Source organism: Clostridioides difficile ATCC 9689 = DSM 1296 (assembly GCF_001077535.1).
Lineage (GTDB): Bacteria > Bacillota > Clostridia > Peptostreptococcales > Peptostreptococcaceae > Clostridioides > Clostridioides difficile.
The window spans coordinates 3448651-3472799 of sequence record NZ_CP011968.1 but is presented as its reverse complement, the minus strand read 5'-3'; the positions used below and the strand labels follow the sequence as shown (position 1 = coordinate 3472799).

The 24149-nt window shown below is 27.6% G+C and carries 18 protein-coding genes and 1 pseudogene; 18 read left to right on the top strand and 1 reads right to left on the bottom strand.

Annotation, left to right across the window (positions count from 1 at the left end):
* Nucleotides 1-5 precede the first annotated feature (5 nt).
* The 8 genes from CDIF1296T_RS16200 (at nucleotide 6) to CDIF1296T_RS16165 (ending at nucleotide 11980) form a co-directional block, all read left to right on the top strand.
* Nucleotides 6-1409, top strand: a complete 1404-nt coding sequence (locus CDIF1296T_RS16200) for a PTS transporter subunit EIIC (protein ID WP_009898232.1) — start codon at nucleotides 6-8, stop codon at nucleotides 1407-1409.
* A 904-nt stretch (nucleotides 1410-2313) separates the two neighbouring features.
* A complete protein-coding gene (locus tag CDIF1296T_RS16195; protein WP_009898231.1) occupies nucleotides 2314-2982 on the top strand; it encodes an ABC transporter ATP-binding protein in 669 nt (222 codons plus the stop codon).
* Between the two features lie 11 nt (nucleotides 2983-2993).
* Nucleotides 2994-5495, top strand: coding sequence for an FtsX-like permease family protein (locus CDIF1296T_RS16190; protein WP_009898230.1), 2502 nt, complete (start codon nucleotides 2994-2996; stop codon nucleotides 5493-5495).
* A 513-nt stretch (nucleotides 5496-6008) separates the two neighbouring features.
* Nucleotides 6009-6851 carry a BglG family transcription antiterminator LicT gene (gene licT / locus CDIF1296T_RS16185; protein WP_009898228.1) on the top strand — a complete coding sequence of 281 codons (843 nt, stop codon included), beginning with the start codon at nucleotides 6009-6011 and terminating at the stop codon, nucleotides 6849-6851.
* 144 nt (nucleotides 6852-6995) lie between these two features.
* A complete protein-coding gene (locus CDIF1296T_RS16180; protein ID WP_009898226.1) occupies nucleotides 6996-8924 on the top strand; it encodes a beta-glucoside-specific PTS transporter subunit IIABC in 1929 nt (642 codons plus the stop codon).
* Nucleotides 8925-8984: 60 nt separating this feature from the next.
* Nucleotides 8985-10412, top strand: a complete 1428-nt coding sequence (locus tag CDIF1296T_RS16175) for a 6-phospho-beta-glucosidase (protein ID WP_009898224.1) — start codon at nucleotides 8985-8987, stop codon at nucleotides 10410-10412.
* 410 nt (nucleotides 10413-10822) lie between these two features.
* Complete coding sequence (locus tag CDIF1296T_RS16170) at nucleotides 10823-11599, top strand: nitroreductase family protein (protein WP_009898222.1); 777 nt, start codon at nucleotides 10823-10825, stop codon at nucleotides 11597-11599.
* Between the two features lie 15 nt (nucleotides 11600-11614).
* Nucleotides 11615-11980, top strand: coding sequence for an ArsR/SmtB family transcription factor (locus CDIF1296T_RS16165; RefSeq protein WP_003440040.1), 366 nt, complete (start codon nucleotides 11615-11617; stop codon nucleotides 11978-11980).
* A gap of 166 nt (nucleotides 11981-12146) precedes the next feature.
* Here the strand turns inward: CDIF1296T_RS16165 and CDIF1296T_RS16160 are convergent, their stop codons facing one another.
* Nucleotides 12147-12896: an EFR1 family ferrodoxin gene (locus CDIF1296T_RS16160; protein ID WP_003440038.1), complete on the bottom strand. Its 750-nt coding sequence runs from the start codon at nucleotides 12894-12896 to the stop codon at nucleotides 12147-12149.
* A 221-nt stretch (nucleotides 12897-13117) separates the two neighbouring features.
* On the opposite strand from CDIF1296T_RS16160, the gene CDIF1296T_RS19905 reads away from it, so the two are divergent.
* The 10 genes and pseudogenes from CDIF1296T_RS19905 to CDIF1296T_RS16115 all read left to right on the top strand — a co-directional run bounded on the left by CDIF1296T_RS19905 (nucleotide 13118) and on the right by CDIF1296T_RS16115 (nucleotide 24098).
* Nucleotides 13118-13246 carry a hypothetical protein gene (locus tag CDIF1296T_RS19905; RefSeq protein WP_021361070.1) on the top strand — a complete coding sequence of 43 codons (129 nt, stop codon included), beginning with the start codon at nucleotides 13118-13120 and terminating at the stop codon, nucleotides 13244-13246.
* Between the two features lie 118 nt (nucleotides 13247-13364).
* Nucleotides 13365-13556 (top strand): annotated as a pseudogene (locus CDIF1296T_RS20100) (helix-turn-helix transcriptional regulator); the annotation flags it as partial.
* A gap of 27 nt (nucleotides 13557-13583) precedes the next feature.
* Nucleotides 13584-13799, top strand: a complete 216-nt coding sequence (locus tag CDIF1296T_RS20095) for an AbrB/MazE/SpoVT family DNA-binding domain-containing protein (protein WP_332986634.1) — start codon at nucleotides 13584-13586, stop codon at nucleotides 13797-13799.
* A gap of 31 nt (nucleotides 13800-13830) precedes the next feature.
* Nucleotides 13831-15018 carry a macrolide family glycosyltransferase gene (locus tag CDIF1296T_RS16145; RefSeq protein ID WP_009898216.1) on the top strand — a complete coding sequence of 396 codons (1188 nt, stop codon included), beginning with the start codon at nucleotides 13831-13833 and terminating at the stop codon, nucleotides 15016-15018.
* A 191-nt stretch (nucleotides 15019-15209) separates the two neighbouring features.
* Nucleotides 15210-15614: a DUF3139 domain-containing protein gene (locus CDIF1296T_RS16140; protein ID WP_009898214.1), complete on the top strand. Its 405-nt coding sequence runs from the start codon at nucleotides 15210-15212 to the stop codon at nucleotides 15612-15614.
* A gap of 645 nt (nucleotides 15615-16259) precedes the next feature.
* On the top strand, nucleotides 16260-17120 hold the full coding sequence (locus CDIF1296T_RS16135; RefSeq protein WP_009891460.1) for a PRD domain-containing protein: 861 nt from the start codon (nucleotides 16260-16262) through the stop codon (nucleotides 17118-17120).
* The gene (locus tag CDIF1296T_RS16130) at nucleotides 17110-18981 is read left to right on the top strand and encodes a beta-glucoside-specific PTS transporter subunit IIABC (RefSeq protein WP_009898212.1); all 1872 of its coding nucleotides are present in this window, start codon (nucleotides 17110-17112) and stop codon (nucleotides 18979-18981) included. Before CDIF1296T_RS16135 ends, CDIF1296T_RS16130 begins: the two co-directional genes overlap by 11 nt.
* A 19-nt stretch (nucleotides 18982-19000) precedes the next feature.
* Entirely contained in the window at nucleotides 19001-20455 is a 1455-nt protein-coding gene (locus tag CDIF1296T_RS16125; protein ID WP_003440025.1) for a glycoside hydrolase family 1 protein, read from the top strand.
* A gap of 1024 nt (nucleotides 20456-21479) precedes the next feature.
* Complete coding sequence (locus tag CDIF1296T_RS16120) at nucleotides 21480-22688, top strand: hypothetical protein (RefSeq protein WP_009898210.1); 1209 nt, start codon at nucleotides 21480-21482, stop codon at nucleotides 22686-22688.
* Nucleotides 22689-22718: 30 nt separating this feature from the next.
* Entirely contained in the window at nucleotides 22719-24098 is a 1380-nt protein-coding gene (locus CDIF1296T_RS16115; RefSeq protein ID WP_003440019.1) for a M20 family metallopeptidase, read from the top strand.
* Nucleotides 24099-24149 lie beyond the last annotated feature (51 nt).

Sequence of the window (24149 nt, the reverse complement as noted above, 5' to 3'; positions counted from 1 at the left end):
AAGGTATGAAGAATAAATATGAAGAAGTAGCTCAATTGATAATTGATGGACTTGGAGGAAAGGATAATATAATTGACTTAACTCATTGTATGACACGATTAAGGTTCATCTTAAAAGATGAAAAGAAAGTCAATGCAGATAAATTAAAATCTATAGATAAGGTAGTTGGAGTAAACTCAACTTCAACTCAATATCAGGTCATAATAGGTAATGAGGTAGGTGTTGTATTTAATGCAATAATAAATAAGGGGATAAATACCACAGGAGATATTAAAAGCGATATAAAAAATAAAAATAAAAAAAATAGTATTTTAAATAATATAATAGATACAATAATTGGTTGTATGACACCTATGATACCAGCCCTTACAGCATCTGGGATGATAAAAGTTATATTATCTCTTTGCACCACTTTTAATTGGCTATCATCAAATTCAAGTACATATAGAGTATTAGATATAATAGGAGATGTAGCATTTTACTTTATGCCTATAATACTTGCAATAAATGCAGCTAAAAAATTTAATGTTAATACATCAATAGCAGTTATAGTAGTAGGTGTGTTTTTACATCCAAATTTCTCTGCATGGGTATCAAGTGGGGACCCTATATCATTTATAGGAGTACCAATTCAAGGTGTTATATATGCAGCATCTGTTATCCCTGCACTTTTAACAGTATGGATGATGTCATATATAGAAAAATTCATTGATAAATTAACACCTAGCATGTTAAAAACAATTTTAAATCCAACTTTAGTATTATTAATAAGTGCGCCAATAGCATTAATAGTAATTGGACCAATAGGAAATTTCTTAGGAGAGGGATTAGCTAGTATAATAAATTTACTACAAGGAAGGTTAGGATTTATAATGGTTTGTTTATTAGCAGCTGCAATGCCATTTATCGTTATGACAGGGATGCATCATGCATTGACTCCTATATTCATATCAGCATTTGCAACTACAGGACAAGAATCGCTAATATTAATATCTCAAGTTTGTGCTAATTTAGCGCAAGGTGGCGCGACATTAGCTGTAGCATTAAGAAGCAAAGATAGTAAGATGAAACAGTTAGCATCAGCTGCATGGATATCAGCTATTATGGGTATAACTGAACCAGCTCTTTATGGAGTTACATTGAAACTTAAAAAACCTGCTATGTTAGCATCTATAGGAGCAGGAATCGCAGGGTTATTTGCAGGAATTACTCATGTGACTTTATATGTTCCACAAAATAGTATAATGGCAGTACTTGGATTATCAGGGGAAAAGGGGATTTCAAATATAGTAAATGGACTTATAGTTATATTTATAGCATTGGTTGCTCCATTTATTATGACATATGTTTTTGGAGTTGAAAAAAATGTTAAGGAAGGTATAGGTAAATTAAGGAAGTGTGTTAAATAGTATGAGATAAAAAAATTCATGATAAATATTTATAATAAAAGTGATTAACCTATAAAACTTAGTAAATAATAGTTATATAATAATTAAGATAAACTCAATTTAAAACTTTAAAAAATACGATTCTTAAATAGTCAAACTTTAGTAAAATATATAAAAATATGTTTTGTTAAGGTTTGGCATATTTTTTATTTTGGAGAAGAAATTTGATACCTATATTCCTACTACAGGAAGATGGTCTCTTGGGTGTACTATAGGATTTATAATGTATAAAATTGTACATGTAAAAGTTATTAGTCCATTAGGATGGTGATTAATAAATAATATGATTAATAGAATAGTTTAGCCTTGTATTGTAATGTTTATTAAAGAATCATTTTATGCCATAAGTTATAAGCATTTTTTATGTGGAGAGTTCTATAAAATGTAATAAAAAAGTAGTTTTATAATAGTATCTGTAATTCTTAAATATTTATCATGAAATTTTTTATAAATTATACTTATAAGATGATATCAAGTATTCGCAATATTCTGTTGAAATTTATTTGAAAGAGTCATATATTTATAACATAAAGTGTTATAAATATATAAATTTTGGGGAGAGATTCTGTATATCTAAGCTAAAACTTAGTATTAAATTAAATCCCACTTCCGAATTATTGATGATATTATATTTTTTAGATTTATCATTGAAAAAGTTTATTTTTTATAATTTTACTAACTTTTGGTCAAGCAATCTTATGTATAATAAGAAATATAATGACCTATTAAGATTTGTACAGTTTTAGAAAATATATCATTCTCAAAAAAGCTTGCTTGTATAAGTTTCTCTAATATTTTGTGTCCTATATACTCTGTTTTAATTAATAATCAATCTTAAAAGTTTTGTATGAAAGGAAATAATGGTATGAAAAAAATGATAATTGAAGTTTCAAACTTATCTAAAGTTGTAGACTTGTTAAACACAGAACTTACTATACTAAGGAATATAGATTTATACATAGAAGAAGGAGAATTTGTTTCTATAATGGGTGCTAGTGGTAGTGGGAAAAGCTCTCTAATAAGTATATTAAGTGGTCTTGATAAAAACTATACTGGAAACGTGAAAGTTTGTGGTGAGAATTTATCGAAATTAACTGATGATGAACTTGCTGAATATAGAAATAGAAAGATAGGGATTGTATTTCAATCATTTAACTTAATTACATCAATGTCTGTTGAAGAAAATATAAAATTGCCATTGATTTTTTCTGATAATAAAGATTATAAAATAGTAGATAAGATGATTAAAAAGGTTGGGTTGACATCAAAAACAAAAAATAATATTAAACAATTATCAGGTGGTGAGAAGCAAAGAGTTGCTATTTCAAGAGCTCTAGTTTGTTCTCCAAATATACTCTTTGCTGATGAACCAACTGGATCATTAGATAGTACTAATAGTCATGCTATAATGAAATTGTTTAAGAATATAAACAATGAATATGGTACTACAATAGTAATGGTTACTCATGATATTCAAATGGCAGAATATAGTGATAGGATTATAAGTATTAAAGATGGAACTATTATAAAATAGGTGGTGATACATTGATATTTCATGAAGTTTATAAAATATATAGTAAGAATAGTTTGAAGAATAATAAATTATTAAAAATCTCTTGTATAATATCTATTGTATTTGCCACAGCAATATTACTTTTTACAAGAGTGTTAACGGATACATATTCAAGTGAAGTTAAGAGAAATATGGCTATAACAAATGGTGGAGATATAAAAATACAAAATATAGAATATAATAAATACTACTTTACAAGTGAACAAATAGATAAGTTAGAAGAATTAAAAGGTAAAGAATCTATTGATTTTCAGTTGGGAAGTAGTATGAATACAAATATATTGTCAAATGGTATGATTGAAAGTACTGAATTGACTGTAGTAAATAATATAAAAATGCAAAATACATATTTAAAATTAAGAAATGAAAATGATATAGTTTTATCCCAAAAAACAGCTAATAAATTAAATGTAAATATAGGAGATAAAGTGTTTTTAAAACTACATTCTTCAGTTTATGATGATACATATTTTAAAGTTAGTGATATAATACCAAAAAGGTTTTCATTAAGTACAGCTCAAAAAGAAGCAGAGGTTGGCCAAGAGGTAGTTGGAGAAAGTTATGTATATTTGCCTAATGAAACTAAATATAATGTAGCTTATATAAATATAATAAACAAAGAAAATGTGAAAAATATTAAAAATGAAATAAAAAATGTATTTAAAAACCATTTTGAAGTTAGAACAACTGATGAACTAGAACAGTCAATAATAAAGAGAATATCTATGCAATTAGATTCAATAAATTTAATTGGAGCTATTTCATTATTAAGCACTGGAATTTGTCTATGTTCTACATTTATTGTATTTATTTTAAATCGAATAAATGATTTTTCAACTTTTAAGGCTTTAGGAATTAAAAAAAGAAGTTTATCTTTTCTAGTATTTACTGAACTTATGTCAATTACTATAAAGGGGATTATAATAGGTATTATTTTGGGGATTCCTATAACTATATTCTATATTAACTTACAACATATTAATCTATTTAATATTTCTATTTTGAGTATTATCAAAAATATTTTCATTTCAATAGTTATTATAATAATTGAAACATCAATATTCTCATTAATTCCTATAAGTTTTGTTAAAAAAATACATTATGAAGGAATAAATAGAGATAATAGTATGTTGTCTTCATATAAATTTAACTTTATTCCAGATATAATTCTTGTAATATTTTTAACAAGTATTTCTTTTACAATATATGTGAAGTCCTTTCTAGGTATTTTTTTTATTTTAGGATTAATACTACTAGATTTATTGGTATACAGTTTGATATATGCATTATTAAAAATGGTATGTTTAATTAAAAAAATTATTAAGGGAAAATACTCGATTACTTTTATATATCTTAATAATGATTGTAAAACCAATGCTTTTAGCTCTAGTCTATTAACAATAACAATAATATTTGTTTTGTTGTTGTTTATGATATCTGAAATAACCTTTGCTATGTTTAGCAATTATGAAGTTGATAATAGTATAAAAAATTCAATTGTATATCAAACAACTTTAGAAGGAAAATTAATTACAGATAAAAAACTTATCGAAAATGATATAGATTATTTTCAATATTATCCAATTAAAATAGATAGTATAGAGTCAGTAAATAATATTTCTGTTAATGATTATATTGAAAAAATTCCATATGAGAATAGAAAAGATGTAATGAATGATTTAAATGACTTAAGTGTTGATTTATTCAATACTAAACAGACAATATTAAAAAGTGATTTAGAGTATGGAAACTGGTTCAAAGAAAATGATAAAGAAAATAGTATAATTATAAATAATTATCTTCATAGATACTTAATAGATTATAAACTAGGCGATACTGTAAAGTTAAGAATTAATGGAAAGAAGATAGACTTTAAAGTAATAGGATTTTTAAGTCCAAAATCATTGAACAAAGGTGTAGATTTAGGATATATAAATATAAATGAAAATATTTCACCTAAAACCCTTGATTTATCTAAAAATCAACCAGTAATATATTTTTTTAAAGAAAAGTTAGATAACACTTTACTTAGTAAATTATTACATAATGATAAATATGCTAATTTAGAAGACTATAATGATTTTGCTTATTCTATGAAAACATATGTTGATGATCAAAAGTCATTACTTTTGAATATTATATTTGCTGTGTCATTGTCAAGTATACTTCTAATACTAACATCTCAAATAATTATTTTTATAAGGAGAGTACTAGATTATCAAATTATGTATAGAGTAGGAATGAGTAAACGAAAATTGATAAAAATAGGTTTATTAGAAATGATAATTGTATCAATTATCCAAAGTACTCTTATAGCAATTTTTTATGAACTATTTAGATTCTTACTAATTTCATTGTTGCAGAGAGCTTATAATATTAATTATTTATTGATTTTAATAGAATTTTTAGTAGTATTGTCTATAAATTGTTTTATATTTATATTGGCTCAAAGAAATATTAAATTAGACTTATAAATTTTTTATTGAGACAAATCTAGTATAGATTTTAAGTCAAATGAAGAGGTTAATAATTGAATTTATAAATCGAAAAACAACCTATTGTGAGAGCTTAAATTACTATAGAAGGTCGTTTTTTATTACAGAAATAAATAAGAGATAGAGAATAGTTTAGAGGTGAGAAAGAAAATATAATTTAAAACATATAACAACATATAATCTTCTAATAGATAAAGGATTTAATGTTGTTGATTTTAAAAATTATAATAAAACTATTAAAAATGGACTCTATTAAATTAATATTAATAAGAATAATTATTATAACTGACAAAAAGCAACACAAAAGATTGATGAAGTATATGGAAATAAAAAGTTGACAAAATATGTCTGATGTTTTATCATATTAATTGGAATTAGGTAGTAATTGTTTAAGGACAAGCTAAGCTTATTCATTAATAATAGCAGTATCCTAGGAAGGAGTATGCCCATTATTATGGATAAGCTTTTTTTATGCTTAAAAGGAGGATAATCATGATAATTAATAAGATATTAAACAATAATGTTATAATCACATTAGATGATAATGATGAAGAAGTTATCGTTATGGGTAAAGGAATTGGTTATCAAAAATCAAAAGGCAATCTAATAGATAAAACTAAAGTAAATAAAGTATTTAGAATATCAAATAAAGAAATATCAAACAAACTACAAGAATTACTCAATAATATTCCTATAGAACACATGAAATTATCAAGTGAAATTATAGAATACGCACAAATAAAGTTAAACAAGAAGCTAAATGAAAGTATTTACATATCCTTAAGTGACCATACATATTCTGCAATTCAAAGAATGAAAGAAGGAATAAATGTAAAAAATGCAATCCTTTGGGAAATTAAAAGATTTTATAAAGAAGAGTTTGAAATTGGAATGAAAGCACTAGATATTATTGAAAACAAAACAGGTATAAAATTACCAGAAGATGAGGCTGGATTTATAGCCTTTCATATAGTGAATGCTCAGTTAAGTGAAGGTCATACTTTGGCATCTGATATTACGAAGTTAATACAAGAAGTACTTAGCATAGTTAGGTATCATTTTAGGATAGAATTTCATGAAGAATCAGTGTTTTATTATAGATTTATAATGCATTTAAAGTTTTTTGCGCAAAGATTGCTTTTAGATAGTGCACATGAAGGTGAGACAGACAAAGAATTACTAAGCATTATTAAATCTAAATATAATAAAGAGTTTGAATGTGTAGTTAAAATTAAAAATTTCATTAAAAAACAATATAACTACATATTAACAGATGATGAACTTATATATTTAACAATACATTTAGCTAAAGTAGTTAAAGACTCAAATATGTAAGTGAAATAATTTTTCAGCAGTATATTAAGAATGATTGAAAGGAGTGATACTAACAAAATTATATTTATGGTTGGATGGTAACATTGAGTTGGCCAAACCTTCAAATTTCAAAAAATTAATTTAAACGAAATATGGAGGAGAAAAATGGGAAAATACAAACAATTAGCACAAGAGATAGTAAACAATGTTGGTGGAAAAGAAAATATTAGTGGATTAGTACACTGTATTACAAGATTACGTTTTACTTTAAAAGATGAAAGTATAGCAAATGACAATGTATTAAAAAACATGGAAGGTATTGTTACTGTAATGAAAAGTGGAGGACAATATCAAGTAGTTATAGGAAATCATGTTGAAGCTGTCTATAAAGATGTAGTTGAAATAATTGGTTTAGATGATTCAAGTACAAGTTCAGAAACTAAAAAATCAGGTAATATACTAGATAAAGGTATAGATATAATATCAGGAATTTTTCAGCCAGTGTTAGGAATAATGGCAGCTTGTGGTATGTTGAAAGGATTTAATGCATTATTTGTAGCAATGGGATTATATAGTGATGTATCTGGTGGTTATATGGTAATAAATGCAGCGGGAGATGCATTATTTACATTCCTTCCTTTGTTCTTAGGATATACTTCAGCTAAGAAGTTTGGATTAAAACCAATGTTGGGATTAGCACTAGGAGCTGCAGTATGTTATCCTGCTATACAAGGTAGCAGTATATCAGTAGGAGCAGATGTGATGTACACTTTATTTAAAGGAACAATGTTTGCATCACCAGTATATATTGATTTTTTTGGACTACCAATTGTATCAATTGATTATACTGGAACAGTCGTACCAATTATATTTATAGTGTATTTTGCTTCTAGGTGTGAAAAATTATTTAATAAGTGTGTTCCAGATTTAGTTAAGTTTTTCTTTGTGCCAATGCTTACATTATTAATAACAGTGCCTGTTGCACTTATAGTTATAGGTCCTATAGCAACATTTGGTTCTACACTTATTTCACAAATTGTAATTTCAATAAGAGATTTTAGTCCACTATTGGCAGGTGCTATAGTAGGATTTACTTGGCAAATTCTTGTTATTTTTGGTATGCACTGGGGATTTATTCCTGTATATATAAACAATGTTATGACTTTAGGATATGATAATGTTATGATGCCATTCTTTGCCTGTACATTTGCAAGTTCGGCAGTTGTGTTGGCAATATTTTTCAAGACTAAAGATAAAAAACTAAAAGAGATGGCAATACCAAACTTTATATCTGGTATATTTGGAGTTACAGAGCCAGCAATTTATGGAATATTATTGCCTTTAAAGAAACCATTTATAATAAGTTGTATTGCTAGTGGTATTGGAGGCGCTTTCTATGGATTCTTTAATCTTAGAAAATTTATAACTGGAGGAATGGGAATATTTGAACTTCCAGCAATGATTGAACCAGATGGGGGAATGGGTAACTTAATAGTAGCTCTTTCTGGTATAGCTATATCAATGGTCGTAGCTTTTGTATTAACTATGATTTTATATAAAGATGAGAAAGTAGAAGAGTCTAAAAAAGTAAGAAATAAGGGTAAAGAAGAAATAAAAGAAGTCAAGTCTACTAAATTAGAAAGAGAAATAGTAACAAGTCCTATAAAAGGTGAAGTATTAAAATTAAGTGATATAGAGGATGCAGCATTTGCATCTGGTGTACTAGGTCAAGGGGTGGCAATAATACCTAGTGATGGAAAAGTAGTTGCTCCAGTAGATGGGGTAGTTACAACCTTATTTCCTAGTCTACATGCTATAGGGATTCTTTCTGATACAGGTGTTGAAGTGCTTATTCATATTGGATTAAATACTATTCAATTAGAGGGAAGAGGTTTTGAGGCATGTATAAAACAAGGTGATAGAATTACAAAAGGTCAAACTATATTAAACTTTGATGTTGATGCAATAAAAGAGTTGGGGTATAGTACTGTAACTCCAATTGTTATTACAAATTCATCACAATTTTTAGATGTAGTAGAAACAGAAAGTAAAAATATTGAATTAGAAGACAATCTAATTACAGTCTTATTTTAGTAAAGATTGAGGTATTAGCATAATCTAGTGCTTTGGTTATAATTTTAGGAGGCTTTGACTATGAGTTTTAAGAATGATTTTTTATGGGGAGGAGCTACTGCGGCCAATCAATGTGAAGGTGGATACAATGAAGACGAAAGAGGATTGGCAAATGTAGATGTATGTCCAACAGGAAAAGATAGAACAGCAGTTATTACAGGGAAACTAAAAATGTTTGATTTTGATGATGAGCATTATTATCCAGCTAAAACTGGTATTGATATGTATCATAATTATAAAGAAGATATAAAGTTATTTGCTGAAATGGGATTTAAAGTATATAGAATGAGCATTGCATGGAGTCGAATATTTCCAAAAGGTGATGAAGAAACACCAAATGAAAAGGGACTTCAATTTTATGAAAATATATTTAAGGAGTGTAAAAAATATAAAATAGAGCCTTTAGTCACTATTACACACTTTGATTGTCCAATGCATTTAGTTAAAAAGTATGGTGCATGGCGTAATCGAAAAATGATAGGTTTCTATGAGAAATTATGCAATGTTATCTTTAGAAGATATAAAGGATTAGTGAAGTACTGGCTAACTTTCAATGAAATAAATATGATTTTACATGCTCCATTTATGGGTGCTGGTATTTGCTTTGAAGAAGGTGAAGATGTTGAAAAGATAAAATATCAAGCTGCCCATCATGAGCTTGTAGCTAGTGCAATTGCAACTAAAATAGCACATGAAGTTGATTCAAATAACTTAATTGGATGTATGTTTGCAGCTGGAAGTGTATATCCTTATAGTTGTAATCCTAATGATGTATGGGAAGCTACAAAGTTAGATAGAGAAAATTACTTCTTTGTGGATGTACAATCTAAAGGTAAATATCCTAACTATGCGTTAAAGTATATGGAGCAAAAAGGTATTACACCAGAAATGGAACCTGGTGATATTGAATTATTGAATAAATATACAGTAGATTTTATTTCATTTTCATATTACAATAGCCGTTGTGTTAGAACCGATGAAAATGCAGATGATATGGCTGAAGGAAACATATTTATATCTGCTAAAAATCCATATCTTTCATACAGTCAATGGGGATGGCCAATTGACCCATTAGGTTTGAGAATTACACTAAATCATGTATATGATAGATATGAAAAGCCACTATTTATTGTAGAAAATGGATTAGGTGCTAAAGATATAGCTGATGAAAATGGTTATGTAGAAGATGATTACAGAATTGATTATATAAGAGAACATATAAAAGCTATGCATGATGCAGTTTCTATAGATGGGGTCGATTTATTAGGTTATACTACATGGGCACCTATTGATTTAGTAAGTGCTGGTACAGGTGAAATGGAAAAGCGTTATGGATTTATATATGTAGATAGAGACAATAGTGGTAATGGAAGTCTAAGAAGAATGAAAAAGAAAAGTTTTGAATGGTATAAGAAAGTAATTGCTTCAAATGGTGAAGATTTATATTAGACAAGAAATCTATGTTAAATAAGAAATTTGTATTAAATAAGAAGAGTATAAAAATTAATAATAAGTATAATTTTTAACTTTTTTAACTATAGAAAATCAATATAGAATTATTTTACATTGTATTGATGCAATAGTATGATTCACAAATAAAATTTTAGAAAATAAAATTGTTAAGAAGTATGGGAAGTAAGTGCAATTTACTTTGTAATAAAAGATGAAAAAGGCAAGCTTAGGTTTTAAGCTTGTCTTTTTTATTATGTATAAACTATGATATTTTAAAATTCTATGAAAAATTTATTTAATAGAGAAATTAAAAATTTAATGGTAATCAAATTCTTTACCAATGAATATAAAAAATGTCTACGTGTTATAATAGTTTAAACTAATAAACGAAAGGTAGATGAATGAATATGAAATACCAACATATAATAGAAGTTGACAAAGAACTTTGCATTGGATGTGGGCTTTGTAAAAATGATTGTCCAGTAAACAATATAATTATAGAAAATAAAAAGTCAGTAATTAAAAAACAAGATTGTCTAATGTGTGGACATTGTGCAGCAATATGTCCCACAAAAGCTATTGCCTTGACAGGATTTGATGAACCTCCTATAGAACTTACAAATAAGCCAAAGCTAGATTCAGATGAATTACTAATGGCAATTAAATCTAGAAGAAGTATACGTAAATTTAAAGATAAAGAAGTTTCTTCAGAAATTGTAAAGCAAATTATTGAGGCAGGTAGGTATACCCCTAGTGCTAAAAATTCACAAGATGTATCATATATTGTTTTAGACAATAAAAAGTCAATTTATGAAAACGAAGCAGTGAAATTTTTTAGAAAAATAAAACCTATTGCAAATATAGCTATTAAATATTCAAAAGAAGTTGAGATTGACGATAACTTTTTCTTTAAGCATGCTCCTATTGCAATAATGATAATTACAAAAGATAAGATTAGTGGTTCACTTGCAGCATCAAATATGGCATTAATGGCAGAGTCTTATGGCCTAGGTGTTTTATTTAGTGGATATTTTTCAGATGTAGCAAATAATTCGCCAAAGTTAAAAAAGCTTTTAGGTCTAAAACGCAGTAATCATGTTCTTACAACATTAGTAATTGGATACCCAGATGTTAAATATAGACGTACTGCACAGAAAGAAGTAGCAACTGTTAGATACTTATAAGAGAGGGTGGATTTTATGGAAAAAGAATGTCAACAAAGAATGCAAGAAATAACGTCTAAATTTAAAGAATGTCGCAAAGCTATCTCTGCTATGGGTGATGAGACTAGACAATTGATTTTAATTGCTCTCTTAGAGAGTGATTTTAATGGTATACGAGTGGGAGAAATCACAAAAAAAACACATCTTTCTCGTCCTGCTGTATCTCATCATCTTAAGATATTAAAAGAAGCAGAGATTGTTAATTTGCGTAGAGAAGGAACGAAAAATTATTATTATCTTGATTCAAAAAAATCACAATGGAAGTCACTAACAGAGCTAATAAATCTTATATTTGTTGGAATACAACATATTAGTGAAAATGATATAAGAAAAGGTGATTAAATTATACTTGATTTAATACAAAAAAGATTGATTTAGGAACTAAAAAGTTCACTTTGAGACACTATCTTTTGAACTATACCCATCTTAGGAGACAGTTAAAATATGTAAAACTGTATAAAACAATGGGTATAGTTCATTTTATAATGGTTTAAATATTAAGAATATATTATTCTAAATAGTATCTTTCTCTGTTTTGAGTTTTATTTTTATACTCAATAGCTTCAGTGGGGCAACCACAAATACATGCCATACAATGAGTACAGTTATTTTTCCAAACTGGTTTTTTGTTTTTTAAATTAATATTATTTAAAGGACATAGCTCTACACATTTTCCACAGCCAATGCATTTATCAGTATAATGAAATCCTTTGGCACTAATAATTGTCTTATAAAAAACTGTATTTATTATACCACTTTTAATTGTACCTCCTAAGCCACTAGGAGTAATAGTTTCAAATTCATTTTCATTGCGTATATCAGAAATAATCCTATATATTTGTTTATCTGCTTCTTTAATCATTTGTTTTGATGTTTCTTTGTCTGTTGTAGAAAATAAAGCTATATAATTCTCTGGCATTTTAATTTCTGCCATACCTTTTAATTGCCATTCCTTATATTTACATAGTTTTTGAATATAGTTTATGGATTTTGCTGTATCTCCACCACAAGTCATTACAAAGTAAACTCTGTTGCTTCCTAGAAATTTTGTTTCTTTTATAAAATCCGTAACCACTATTGGCAATCTCCATGCATAAGTAGGACATACAAATATGAATGGTTTATCTGCTGATATTAATTCATCTGTTTTTTCCTCTTTTATAAGTTGATTTAGTGATATCAGTTCATCATTTAATTCTTGTGCAATTTTACGAGCCACATATCGGCTATTACCAGTTCCGCTAAAATATAAAATCATAATAATATCTCCCTAACTATTTTTTATTTTAACTCTTAATTTTTTATTTATTATAGTAATTTATTGATATATTCTATTCAAATGTATGTAAAATTTAGTAGTTAAGAAAATTATAACACATTAGTAATTTTTATACTTATTGGTAAAGAATTTGATTACCATTAAATTTAGCAACAAGACATCAACTGGACTTGTATATGAGAAGGGATAATAATTTGCTTATGAAAGATTATAAATATAAAGGTTATTTTAAAGGTGTAGAAATATTTGATAATGTAAATGACCTTAACTTAAATACTTTAACAACAGTTAGTAGATTTGTGCTTGTTTTTTTGTTTACGATAACTTAAGGAAATATGTTACCTGAATAATAAATTTATATAATAAAAGTATATAAATATATATATGAATGTTAAGATTAGTTGATAGAATTTAAATAATAAATCCAATATTATAAACATAGGAGGTATGAAAAATATGATTAATGAGAATTTAAAAAGTCTAAGAAAAATCAACCAGTATACACAAGAAGAATTAGCTGAAAAACTTAATGTTTCTAGACAATCAATAGCAAAATGGGAAAGTGGAGAATCTATTCCTGATATAGGTAGTTGCATTAAACTTGCAAAATTGTACAATGTCAAACTAGATGACTTAGTTAATCATTCAGAAGAAAAAACAGGTATTATAGTACCTCCTAAAGGAAAGTTTTTCTTTGGAGCAGTTGTAGTTGGTGAACGTGGTCAGATTGTCATTCCAAAAGAAGCAAGAGAAGTATTTAATATAAATGCAGGAGATAAATTATTGGTACTTGGAGATGAGGAAAGAGGATTAGGAATTGTTCATCAACGTGATTTGATAAATTTTATAGGTCATGTGGGAGTAGTACGTAAAGAAGAATGATTTAAAAAAATTATAAAAGGAGGTATGAAATATGAGTAAAATAGTATTTTTTAGCATTCCTGCATATGGTCATACTAATCCTACTATTGAAGTAGTTCGTGAATTAGTGGATAGAGGAAATGAGGTATTGTATTATTCTTTTAATGAATTTAAAGATAAAATTGAAGGTGCTGGAGCAAAATTTATTTGTTGTGATAAATACCTTCCAGAATTACTCCCTGGAGATGAGAAAAAAATTGGTAAGGATTTTCCTGGATTAATTGAGATGATAGTAGATACTACTATTTCTTTAGATGAAAAAGTTTGTAGAGAACTTAAAGATTTTAATCCAGATTGCATTGTATCAGATTCATTAAGTTTTTGGGGAAAGTTATTTGCACAAAAACTTAATATTCCATATGTATGCTCTACAACAACTTTTGCATTTAATAAACATACAGCAAAGTTGATGAAACAAAACTTTATAGAAATTATACGTATGATTTTTGGTGTAAGACGCATTAATAAAAAAATAAAGCTTTTACAAAGAAAAGGGTATGAAGTAAAAAATTTTATTTCTATAGTTTCTAATGATAATGATACGGATACCATTGTATATACATCAAAAGAATTTCAACCAATGGTAGAAACCTTCTCTAGTAAGTATTCATTTGTAGGTCCATCAGTATCAAAGTTGATTATTGAACCTAAAGAGAGAAAAAGAAAGCTAATATATATTTCGCTTGGTACAATTAATAATAAAAATGTTAGCTTTTATAAAAACTGTATAAATGCATTTAAAGATTCTGATGTTGATGTGATTATGTCTGTTGGTAGAAGTACTAATATTAAAAGTTTAGGAAATATACCAAATAATTTTGAGGTTAAAAATAGTGTTGAACAGATTGCTATACTTCAAAAAACTGATGTGTTTGTTACTCATTCTGGGATGAATAGTGTTAATGAAAGTTTATATTATGGAGTACCTATGGTATTATTTCCTCAACATTCGGAGCAGAGAATGGTAGCTAAGAGAGTTGTTCATTTGGGAGCAGGAATTATGTTAAAAGAGGATAAGTCAGAAAGTATTAAAAAAGCAGTATTTCAAGTTATAAATGACAATGAATATAAAGAAAATGCAACTAAACTATCAAAAAGCTTTTATAATGCAGGAGGCTCAAAAAAAGCAGCAGATGTAATATTACAGATTATATGTAATAGTAGACAAGTTGACATATAATAGATTTGTTAAAAATATATATACATACATGTAATTTAATCAAAGTACTGACAGTGGGGTCTTTTAACCTACCAGTTGGGGCATATATATTGATGCTAAATATGAGGGATGTTATATTTTAATAAAAAAGATAACATCCTTTTTTTAGTGCATTATATCGAGTTTTAAATAATAAATGAAGGAGGATTAATATGAAAAAATATAAAGTTATTTTTATAGTATTAATTATAGGTATTATAAGTGTAACAGGGTTTGTTGTATATAAAAACTACATTAAACCATGGAAAGATGCTGAAACATATATTGATAAGTATATGGTAAAGCAAGATATTTCAAAAGATAATATAAAAAGTATTACAAAAGAAAAAGCCAAGAAGGCAAGTTACGAAGGAATACTATACAAAGTGTATTACAAAGGTGACCCTCGATATGAGTATCAATATTTTTATAGTGATAATTATTATGCTCTATATGTAAATAAAGTAATGTTACAAATTTATGATATGGAAAATAATAATAAACTTTTAAGAAGTAATGAGGAATTAAAAAGTGTAAAGTATCCACCAATATATCTTAAATATAAGCCAGATAAATGATTTATGACAAAATAGAATGATTTTTATTAAAATTTATTTAAAAATATCACTAGAGTGTTTAAATAAAACTAAATTTAAGTATTTATATATTAGTATATCTTACTAGTGTTTAAATAAAACTAAATTTAAGTATTTATATATTAGTATATCTTACTAGCATTTAAATGAAACTAAATTTGAAGCTTTACCTATTAATATATCTTAATAGTGATTAAATAAAACTAAACTTAAGACTTTATATGTTAATATATCTTAAGAATTTATTTGTTAACATACAGTTCATTATATTTAAAAGCATTACTATGATAATTCATAATAGTAAAATAGATAATGGTTCAGACAATATTATAAATATTAGTGACGGTAAAATAGTATCAATTTAGTATATAAACCTTGTCAGATAATCGCATAACAGAGCTTGTAGTTATAGAAAAAAAAAATATCTAGGAAACCGTTGACAGATTTATATGGATAGTATAACATATAGAATATGAAATTAAACAAAAAAGAATTTTAATTATGGCGACGTAGTCATAATTTTGAGTATGTTACTGATTAGCAGGCAGAACTCAAGTATATATGTGAAAAATAGAGGGATACTCTATACATATATGCTTGAGTTCTTTTTATTGAAGGGAGGAATATATGAAAATAATTCAGATTTTAAATAATAATGTAGCCTTAGTAAAAAGAGGTAAAAATGAAATTATTGTATTTGTTAAAGGAATTGGCTTTAAAAAAAGAGTGGGACAAGTAATAAATGAAAATGAAATAGAGAGAACATATATACTAGATTCATACGATATGCTAGAACACTTTAGTTATCTACTACAAAACTCAGACTCCAATAATATAGTTCTTATTAATGAAATAATTGAATATGGTGAGAAAGCTTTAAATATAAAGTCAAGTGATTATCTAAGCTTAACCTTACTAGACCATTTAGAGTTTTTACTTAAAAGATGTGAAAAGAATCAATTTATAAAAAGTCCTTTGGTATGGAATGTTAAAAGATTTTATCCAAAGCATTTTGAAATTGGAATGCATGCACTAAAATTAATTGGTGATAGTAAGGGAATTAATCTTCCTGATGATGAGGCAGTATCAATAGCACTTCATTTTGTAAATATGGAGGTAAATAAAGAGTCTCATGATAGTACAATTGTAGAGTTGAGAACTTTAGCAGATATAGTTTCTATAATAAAATATCATTTTAATGTAGAGCTAGATGAAACTTCAACAAATTATATGAGATTTACTACTCATCTACAGTACTTTATCCAAAGAATTATGTCGGATGAAGCTTCAATAGATGAAGATAATTCTATAGATTTATATAAACAAGTAAGTCAACTTTATCCAAAGTCATTTGGAAGTGTTCAAAAGATAAGAAAATATATAAAATCACAATTTAATGTCGATATATCTATAAGTGAAGAAACTTATTTAATGTTGCATATAAATAGGGTGACTCAAAGACTGGAGGCAAAATCAGATGAAATATAAAGATTTAAATGAAAATATAATAAAACTTATAGGGGGAAAAGAAAATATAAAGTCGGTAGCGCATTGTGTTACTCGTTTAAGATTTACTTTAAATGATAGGAGTATCGCTCAAACAGAAGAAATTAAAAAATTAAAAGGAGTAATTGATGTAGTTTCTAATGATGTTGCTTATCAAATTATAATAGGTACTCATGTTGTAGATGTATATAACGAGTTTATGTCTATGATAGGTTTAAGTTCAAGTGAATCAAGTATAAAAAGTGAAAGAAAAAAGGGAATTAGAGGTATCAAAGGTATATTTAATTCCATCTTTGTGGTAGTCTCAGAGACTATGACTTCAGTAATTGAAGTACTACTTGCAGCTGGTATACTTGCAAGTATATTAGCACTTTTAAATATGTCTGGCATACTTCAGAGTGACAGTCCTACATATCAAATATTAGATACATTAAGAAGTGCTACATTTCACTTCTTACCAGTATTAATTGCAATAGCATCAGCAAAAAGACTTAATGTAAATCCCTATATAGCAGTAGTGTTAGCAGTTACGTTATTATCTTCATCAATAGATGGTGTAGAAGGATTAAGTTTATTTGGTATAAATTTACAGGCTACAACTTATGCAAACAGTTTTATTCCAATACTTTTAGGAGTATGGGCAATGGGAATTATAATTGAAGGTTTGAAAAAAATATTACCTAAAGCACTACACTATTTTTTAGTTCCAGTATTATCTTTAATAATAACTCTATCAGTTACATTAACTGTATTTGGACCTATTGGTATGTGGATTGGTGATGGATTAAACTATGCATGTATGTTTTTAATTGATACATTGGGTAATTGGAGTGTTGTTGCACTGTATGCAGCTTTACAACCACTCTTAATAGTTTTTGGTGCAGCAAACTTTACTATGCCTATATCTTTAAATTCTGTGACAACATTGGGGTATGACCCAATTTTTATGGGCGCTGCAACAATATCTGATATTGCAGTTTGTGGTGCAATGTTTGGATATTTCTTAAAAACTAGGAATAAAGAACAAAAACAACTATTTGGTACAGTAAGTTTTAGTGCACTTATGGGAGTTACAGAACCTTCAGTGTTTGGTGTGTTTATGAAATATAGAAGACCATTTGTAGCAGTAATGATAGGTGGAGGTATAGGTGGTTTAATAGCAGGTTTAGCTCAAGTTAAAACATATGGAATGGTTTGGGGATTAGCTGCATTACCAACATATCTTGTTGGAGGAGAAGTATCTAACTTTACATTTATGATAATAAGTGTAGTAGTATCATTTGTAGCAGCAACAGCAGCTTCCTATTTACTAGGAATACCTTCAGATGAAAAAGAAGAAGTTAAGGGTGATAATGAAAAAGAATTAGAACTAATAATCAACGAGAACAATTCAAGAACTATTAGTATTGGAAATGTTGCAAAAGGTCAGGTAATTGCACTTGGGGAAGTTAATGACAAAGCATTTTCATCTGGAGCATTAGGTAAAGGGGTTGGAGTTATACCTAGTGAATCAAAATCAACTGTTATATCTCCTGTAGATGGAACTATAACTATAGTATTTCCAACTAAACATGCATATGGTATAGTGACTGATGAAGGATTAGAAATATTAATTCATATTGGGATAGATACTGTAAACTTAGATGGAAAATTCTTTGAAAGTCTTGTAACACAAAATCAAAGGGTTAAAAAAGGAGATGCTTTAGCAGTATTTGAATCTGATAAAATTATAGAGGAAGGCTTTGATTCTACTATAATAACTGTAGTTACAAATACTAGCGATTATTTAGATGTAATCTCATCAAATGATGAATCAGAAGAATTATTAACTGTAATAGTATAAATTTTAGGAGGGAAAATTCATGAATATTAAAGATACATTTTTCTGGGGAGGAAGTATTGCAGCCCATCAATGTGAAGGTTCATGGGATAGTGATAACAAAGGACCTGCAATTATGGATTTTGTAACTAAGGGCTCTTATGAAACGCCAAGAGTAATTACTGATAAAATAGAAGAAAAATTGGATTATCCATCTCATAATGGAATAGATTTTTATAATAGATATAAAGAAGATATAGCTTTATTTAAAGAAATGGGATTTAGTGCATTAAGAATATCTATAGATTGGTCAAGAATTTTTCCAAATGGAGATGATGAAAATCCTAATGAATTAGGGATTAAATACTATGAAGGTCTGATAGATACATTAATAGAAAATAATATAGAACCTATTGTAACACTATATCATTTTGAATTACCTATGAATTTAGTACATAAATATGGTTCATGGAATAACAGAAAACTTATAGATTTGTATTTAAAGTACAGTGAGACTGTAATAAGAAGATTTGATGATAAGGTAAAGTACTGGGTTACATTTAATGAGATGAACCATATTGACCCTCAAACAGAGCACTCGGATATTTTTACTTATATGATAGCAGGTATTAAGTATAGTGAAATAGAAAATAAGGTTCAAACATTGGCAAATGTAGGGTATAATATGACTTTGGCGGGTGTAAAGGTTGCAAAGTTGGCTAGAGAAATCAATCCCAACAATAAAGTTGGATGTGTATTTGGACTAAATCCAATTTATCCATACAATTGTAATCCTAGTAATGTGTTAAATGCATTTTTAGATAATGACCGTGATTATTATCAAATTGATGCAATGTGCAATGGGAAGTTTCCACAATATAAATTAAAAGAATATGAAAAAAATAATATAACTATTGAAGTGACTGATGAAGACAAAAAAGCATTTAAAGAAGGTAAGTTAGATTTTATAGGACTTAATTATTATTTTTCAAGTGTATCTACTCCAAAAGAAAATTTATCAGGTGATAAATCTTTATTTGGTGGGATTCAAAATCCATATTTGGAACAAAGTAAGTGGGGATGGGCAATAGACCCTATAGGTTTAAGATTTACCTTGAACTATATTTACAGAAAGTATCAATTACCTATCTTAATTACAGAAAATGGTTTAGGGGCATATGATAAAATCGAAGAAGATGGAACTATAAATGATGATTATAGAATTGAATATTTAAGTAAGCATCTATCTCAAATGAAGTCTGCAATTGAAGAGGATAATGTTGAATGTTTTGGATATTTGATGTGGGGACCAATTGATTTAGTCAGTGCAACTACAGGTCAGATGAGTAAGAGATATGGATTTATATATGTTGACTTAGATGATGAAGGCAAAGGAAGTTTTAAGAGATATAAGAAAAAATCATTTGATTGGTACAAAGAAGTAATAAAATCTAATGGAGAAGTTTTAGATTTTTCTACGGATATAGTAGTAGGGTAGGAATAAGATAAATAGAAGTTAGGAACTAATGTTAATTAGTGTCTAGTAAAGCATTTAAAATAGAGTATAGGGTCTTTAAAGTAAAGTGTGTATTCTTCTTAAAAGTAATGGCAACTAAAATTACTATAAAAAGGAGAATACACATTTTTTATGTTTATACTTAAGTAAATATTTAGACATATTCATAGTATAATTTACTCATTATATAAAAATAGTATGATTTACTCACTATATAACTTTATAAATTTTCTGGAAAAATGTCAGAATATATTGACAAAGAAAAGATTTAAAATTATAATCTATATTAAGAATAGTTTGACAATATAAAAACAAGTATTTTTATAAATAGTGAAATTATTTTTATTGTAAATTTAAGAATAATTTAGGACTACTATAAAGATAAAGGTATAGATGTCATTATATGATAAATCATACTTGTATAGAAAGAATTTTAAAGTATGGCTTATCATTGATTTAATATAATAAATAATTTTTGTTTCTAGTAATAGTTCCTAGGAATAAGATATCTAAATTCGTTTAGAAATAGTCTAATTTACAAAGGAGGGGATGCACTAATAGATAAAATTTCTATATAAAGAAGACTTAAAGTGAAGTATATTCTGATAATATTGGTTTAATGGGTATATTATTATTTCGTTTTAGATATTTTAAGAATAATTTAAGACGTTTATAAAAATGTATTCTATATCTAATATTTAAATAAATATAAGTCTTCCAACATGTATACTAATATAGAGAGTAGTTGAAGTACAATTCTAACTCGTAAAATTATGTAGAAAGTAAAAATCAAAAAGAAATCTAGTAAGTTGATAACTATAGTTAATATTTAGAGAGTTAACTCTAGTTATATTTATTTAGATATTTTAGGAATAATTTAGGACGTATATAATATCATCAAAAAATATCAAGCTATACCATATGTAGTTAAGAATAACTGCATAATATACATTTTATAATTATTGTTTTATTGATAAAAAATTATTATATTTAGGAGGAAACAACAATGGAAAATTTTTGGAATCCACTTACTTGCTTTACTGTATGTGTAATGATTTATGCTTTTAGTGAGTTTTTATCTAAGAAAACAAAAGGTGCAATTTCAACATTGTTATTTGTATGTATTATATTTTTACTAGGATTTTGGACAAATATTTTACCAAAAGACATTACAGGAGCATCAGGGATATTAGCTGCAATGAGCAACTTTGGTATAGCTTTATTAATAACTAACTTAGGAACACTTATAAATCTTGAAGACTTATGTCATGAATGGAAAACGGTTGTAATTGCATTAGTAGGTATTGTAGGAATAGGGGTTGGCTGTTTAACAGTGGGTAGTATGTTATTTGGTAGAGAGTATGCTTTAATAGCAGCACCTCCAATAGCGGGTTCTACTGTTGCTGGTATTATCGTAACAACTGTTGCAGAAGCTGCAAATAGACCTGAACTTGCTGCATTTGTAATTCTAGTATTATCATTTCAAAAGTTCTTTGGCATTCCGATAACTACATATTGTATAAATAAAGAATTAAAATTTAAAAGAGATAACGGGGATTTTTTGAAAGATGAGTCAAAAAGTAATTTTAAACTTCCAAGTATGAGAATTTTTAAAGAAGATTTAGGTAAAAAATCATCTACTTTAGTATATCTTGCAAAGCTTTCATTTGTTGCTATGATTGGTAATTTTGTAGGATTGGCTACTTTAATACCAGGATTTACCCCTGCAAACTATTATTTAAATCCCAACATAGCATGTTTGTTAGTAGGGTTGATTTTTACACGAATAGGTTTTTTAGAAAAAGGAATTTTAGATAAATCTCAATCTAATGGAATTATAATGTTTGGTTGTATGTTGATGTTACCTGGAGGACTTGCTAAGGTAACTCCAACAGCATTGTTTGGGATGATTATTCCAACTATAGGAATACTTGTTGTAGGCTCTGTATTTATAATACTATTTACTGCAATTGTAGGAAAACTATTGGGATATTCTCCAAGAATGTCAGCTGCAATTGGTGTAACTTGTATGCTAGCTTATCCTGCAACACAGATAATTTCCAATGAAGGTATTGATGCTATGGAAGGAACTGAAGAAGAAAAACAAAGGGCAACAGATTATTTATTACCAAAGATGATTATAGGAGGATTTGTTACTGTAACCATTGCATCAGTGGCATTTGCTAGTATAATAGGTCCAATTATATTTGGTTGATAGTAAATAGATTTATAGGAGGAATAGAAAATGATAGGAAGTATATCTATAAATGAGATAGATAAAAAAAGATTCAAACTTGATGATTTAAGTAAGAAAATATGGGAAAATCCAGAAAAAGCATTTAAAGAATTTAAAGCATGTGAAAATACAGCAAACTTTCTAAGAAGTGAAGGATTTGATGTGGAAGTAGGTGTAGGAGGTTTAGCCACGGCTATTAGAGCTAGTTTTGGTTCAGGTAAACCAGTTATAGGTTTTATGGGAGAATTTGATGCATTACCTGGTTTAAATCAAAAAGTTTCAACAAAACAAGAAGCATTTGAATTGGGTGCATATGGTCATGGATGTGGGCATAATTTATTATGTACAGCACATGTAGGGGCAGTAGTAGGGCTTAAAAGAGAGATGATAGAAAATAACTTAAGTGGGACTATAGTATTTTATGCATGTCCAGGAGAAGAACAATTAACAGGTAAAGGATTTATGGCTAGAGGTGGAGCGTTTGAAGGGTTAGACTTAGCTATAAATTTTCATCCAAATAAAATTAGTGAAGCTACAATTGGTACTTCAACAGCTGTTAACTCTGTAAAGTTTCACTTTAAGGGAAAGACTGCACATGCAGGCTCAGACCCTCAAAATGGAAGAAGTGCACTAGATGCTGTGGAACTTACTAATGTGGGAGCTAATTATTTGAGAGAACATGTTACTTCTGATGTAAGGATTCATTATACAATTACAGATGGAGGAGTAGCACCCAACATAGTTCCTGATAAAGCATCAGTATGGTATTATACAAGAGCTTTAAGTAGAGAAGCTGTAGAAAGTACATATGAAAGACTTGTAAAGGTAGCAAAAGGAGCTGCAATGATGACTGAAACTGAAGTTGAAGTAGAATTTTTAGGAGGATGTTATAATACTTTAAACAATCATGTTTTAGCAAATCTTGTATCAGAATGTATGAATGAGATTAAACAAGAGCCTTGGACTCGAGAGGAATTGGATTTTGCAGCTGAATTAGATAGACAAAGCCCACAACAATATAAGGCTATGATAAGTAAATATAATTTGCCAGAAGGAACTCATCTATATTATGGTGGAGGAAATGTTACAAACTTTAATAGTTATGGCTCTACTGATATTGGAGATGTAATGCATATAGTTCCGACAGCATACTTTTTTACAGGGTGTACGAATCTAGGTGCACCAGGTCATAGCTGGCAGTTTACATCTTGTGCAGGAAGTTCTATAGGAGAAAAAGGTATGATATATGCATCAAAAATTATGGCTATGTTTGGAGCTAAAATATTAAATAATCCAGAGATAGCTAAAAAGGCAAAAGAAGAATTTGATAAATCTATGAATGGTAAAACATATAAATGTCCTATTCCAGATGATATTCCAACTCCTTAAAAAGACATGAAGTTTAATATATAAAATTATAATTTTTATATCAGCATCATT

Bases quoted from the DNA above. Each gene is read 5' to 3' on its own strand.
- CDIF1296T_RS16200 (WP_009898232.1), top strand. From the start codon at position 6: ATGAAGAATAAATATGAAGAAGTAGCTCAATTGATAATTGATGGACTT.
- CDIF1296T_RS16195 (WP_009898231.1), top strand. From the start codon at position 2,314: ATGAAAAAAATGATAATTGAAGTTTCAAACTTATCTAAAGTTGTAGAC.
- licT (WP_009898228.1), top strand. From the start codon at position 6,009: ATGATAATTAATAAGATATTAAACAATAATGTTATAATCACATTAGAT.
- CDIF1296T_RS16180 (WP_009898226.1), top strand. From the start codon at position 6,996: ATGGGAAAATACAAACAATTAGCACAAGAGATAGTAAACAATGTTGGT.
- CDIF1296T_RS16175 (WP_009898224.1), top strand. From the start codon at position 8,985: ATGAGTTTTAAGAATGATTTTTTATGGGGAGGAGCTACTGCGGCCAAT.
- CDIF1296T_RS16170 (WP_009898222.1), top strand. From the start codon at position 10,823: ATGAAATACCAACATATAATAGAAGTTGACAAAGAACTTTGCATTGGA.
- CDIF1296T_RS16165 (WP_003440040.1), top strand. From the start codon at position 11,615: ATGGAAAAAGAATGTCAACAAAGAATGCAAGAAATAACGTCTAAATTT.
- CDIF1296T_RS16160 (WP_003440038.1), bottom strand. From the start codon at position 12,896: ATGATTTTATATTTTAGCGGAACTGGTAATAGCCGATATGTGGCTCGT.
- CDIF1296T_RS19905 (WP_021361070.1), top strand. From the start codon at position 13,118: ATGAAAGATTATAAATATAAAGGTTATTTTAAAGGTGTAGAAATATTT.
- CDIF1296T_RS16145 (WP_009898216.1), top strand. From the start codon at position 13,831: ATGAGTAAAATAGTATTTTTTAGCATTCCTGCATATGGTCATACTAAT.
- CDIF1296T_RS16140 (WP_009898214.1), top strand. From the start codon at position 15,210: ATGAAAAAATATAAAGTTATTTTTATAGTATTAATTATAGGTATTATA.
- CDIF1296T_RS16135 (WP_009891460.1), top strand. From the start codon at position 16,260: ATGAAAATAATTCAGATTTTAAATAATAATGTAGCCTTAGTAAAAAGA.
- CDIF1296T_RS16130 (WP_009898212.1), top strand. From the start codon at position 17,110: ATGAAATATAAAGATTTAAATGAAAATATAATAAAACTTATAGGGGGA.
- CDIF1296T_RS16125 (WP_003440025.1), top strand. From the start codon at position 19,001: ATGAATATTAAAGATACATTTTTCTGGGGAGGAAGTATTGCAGCCCAT.
- CDIF1296T_RS16120 (WP_009898210.1), top strand. From the start codon at position 21,480: ATGGAAAATTTTTGGAATCCACTTACTTGCTTTACTGTATGTGTAATG.
- CDIF1296T_RS16115 (WP_003440019.1), top strand. From the start codon at position 22,719: ATGATAGGAAGTATATCTATAAATGAGATAGATAAAAAAAGATTCAAA.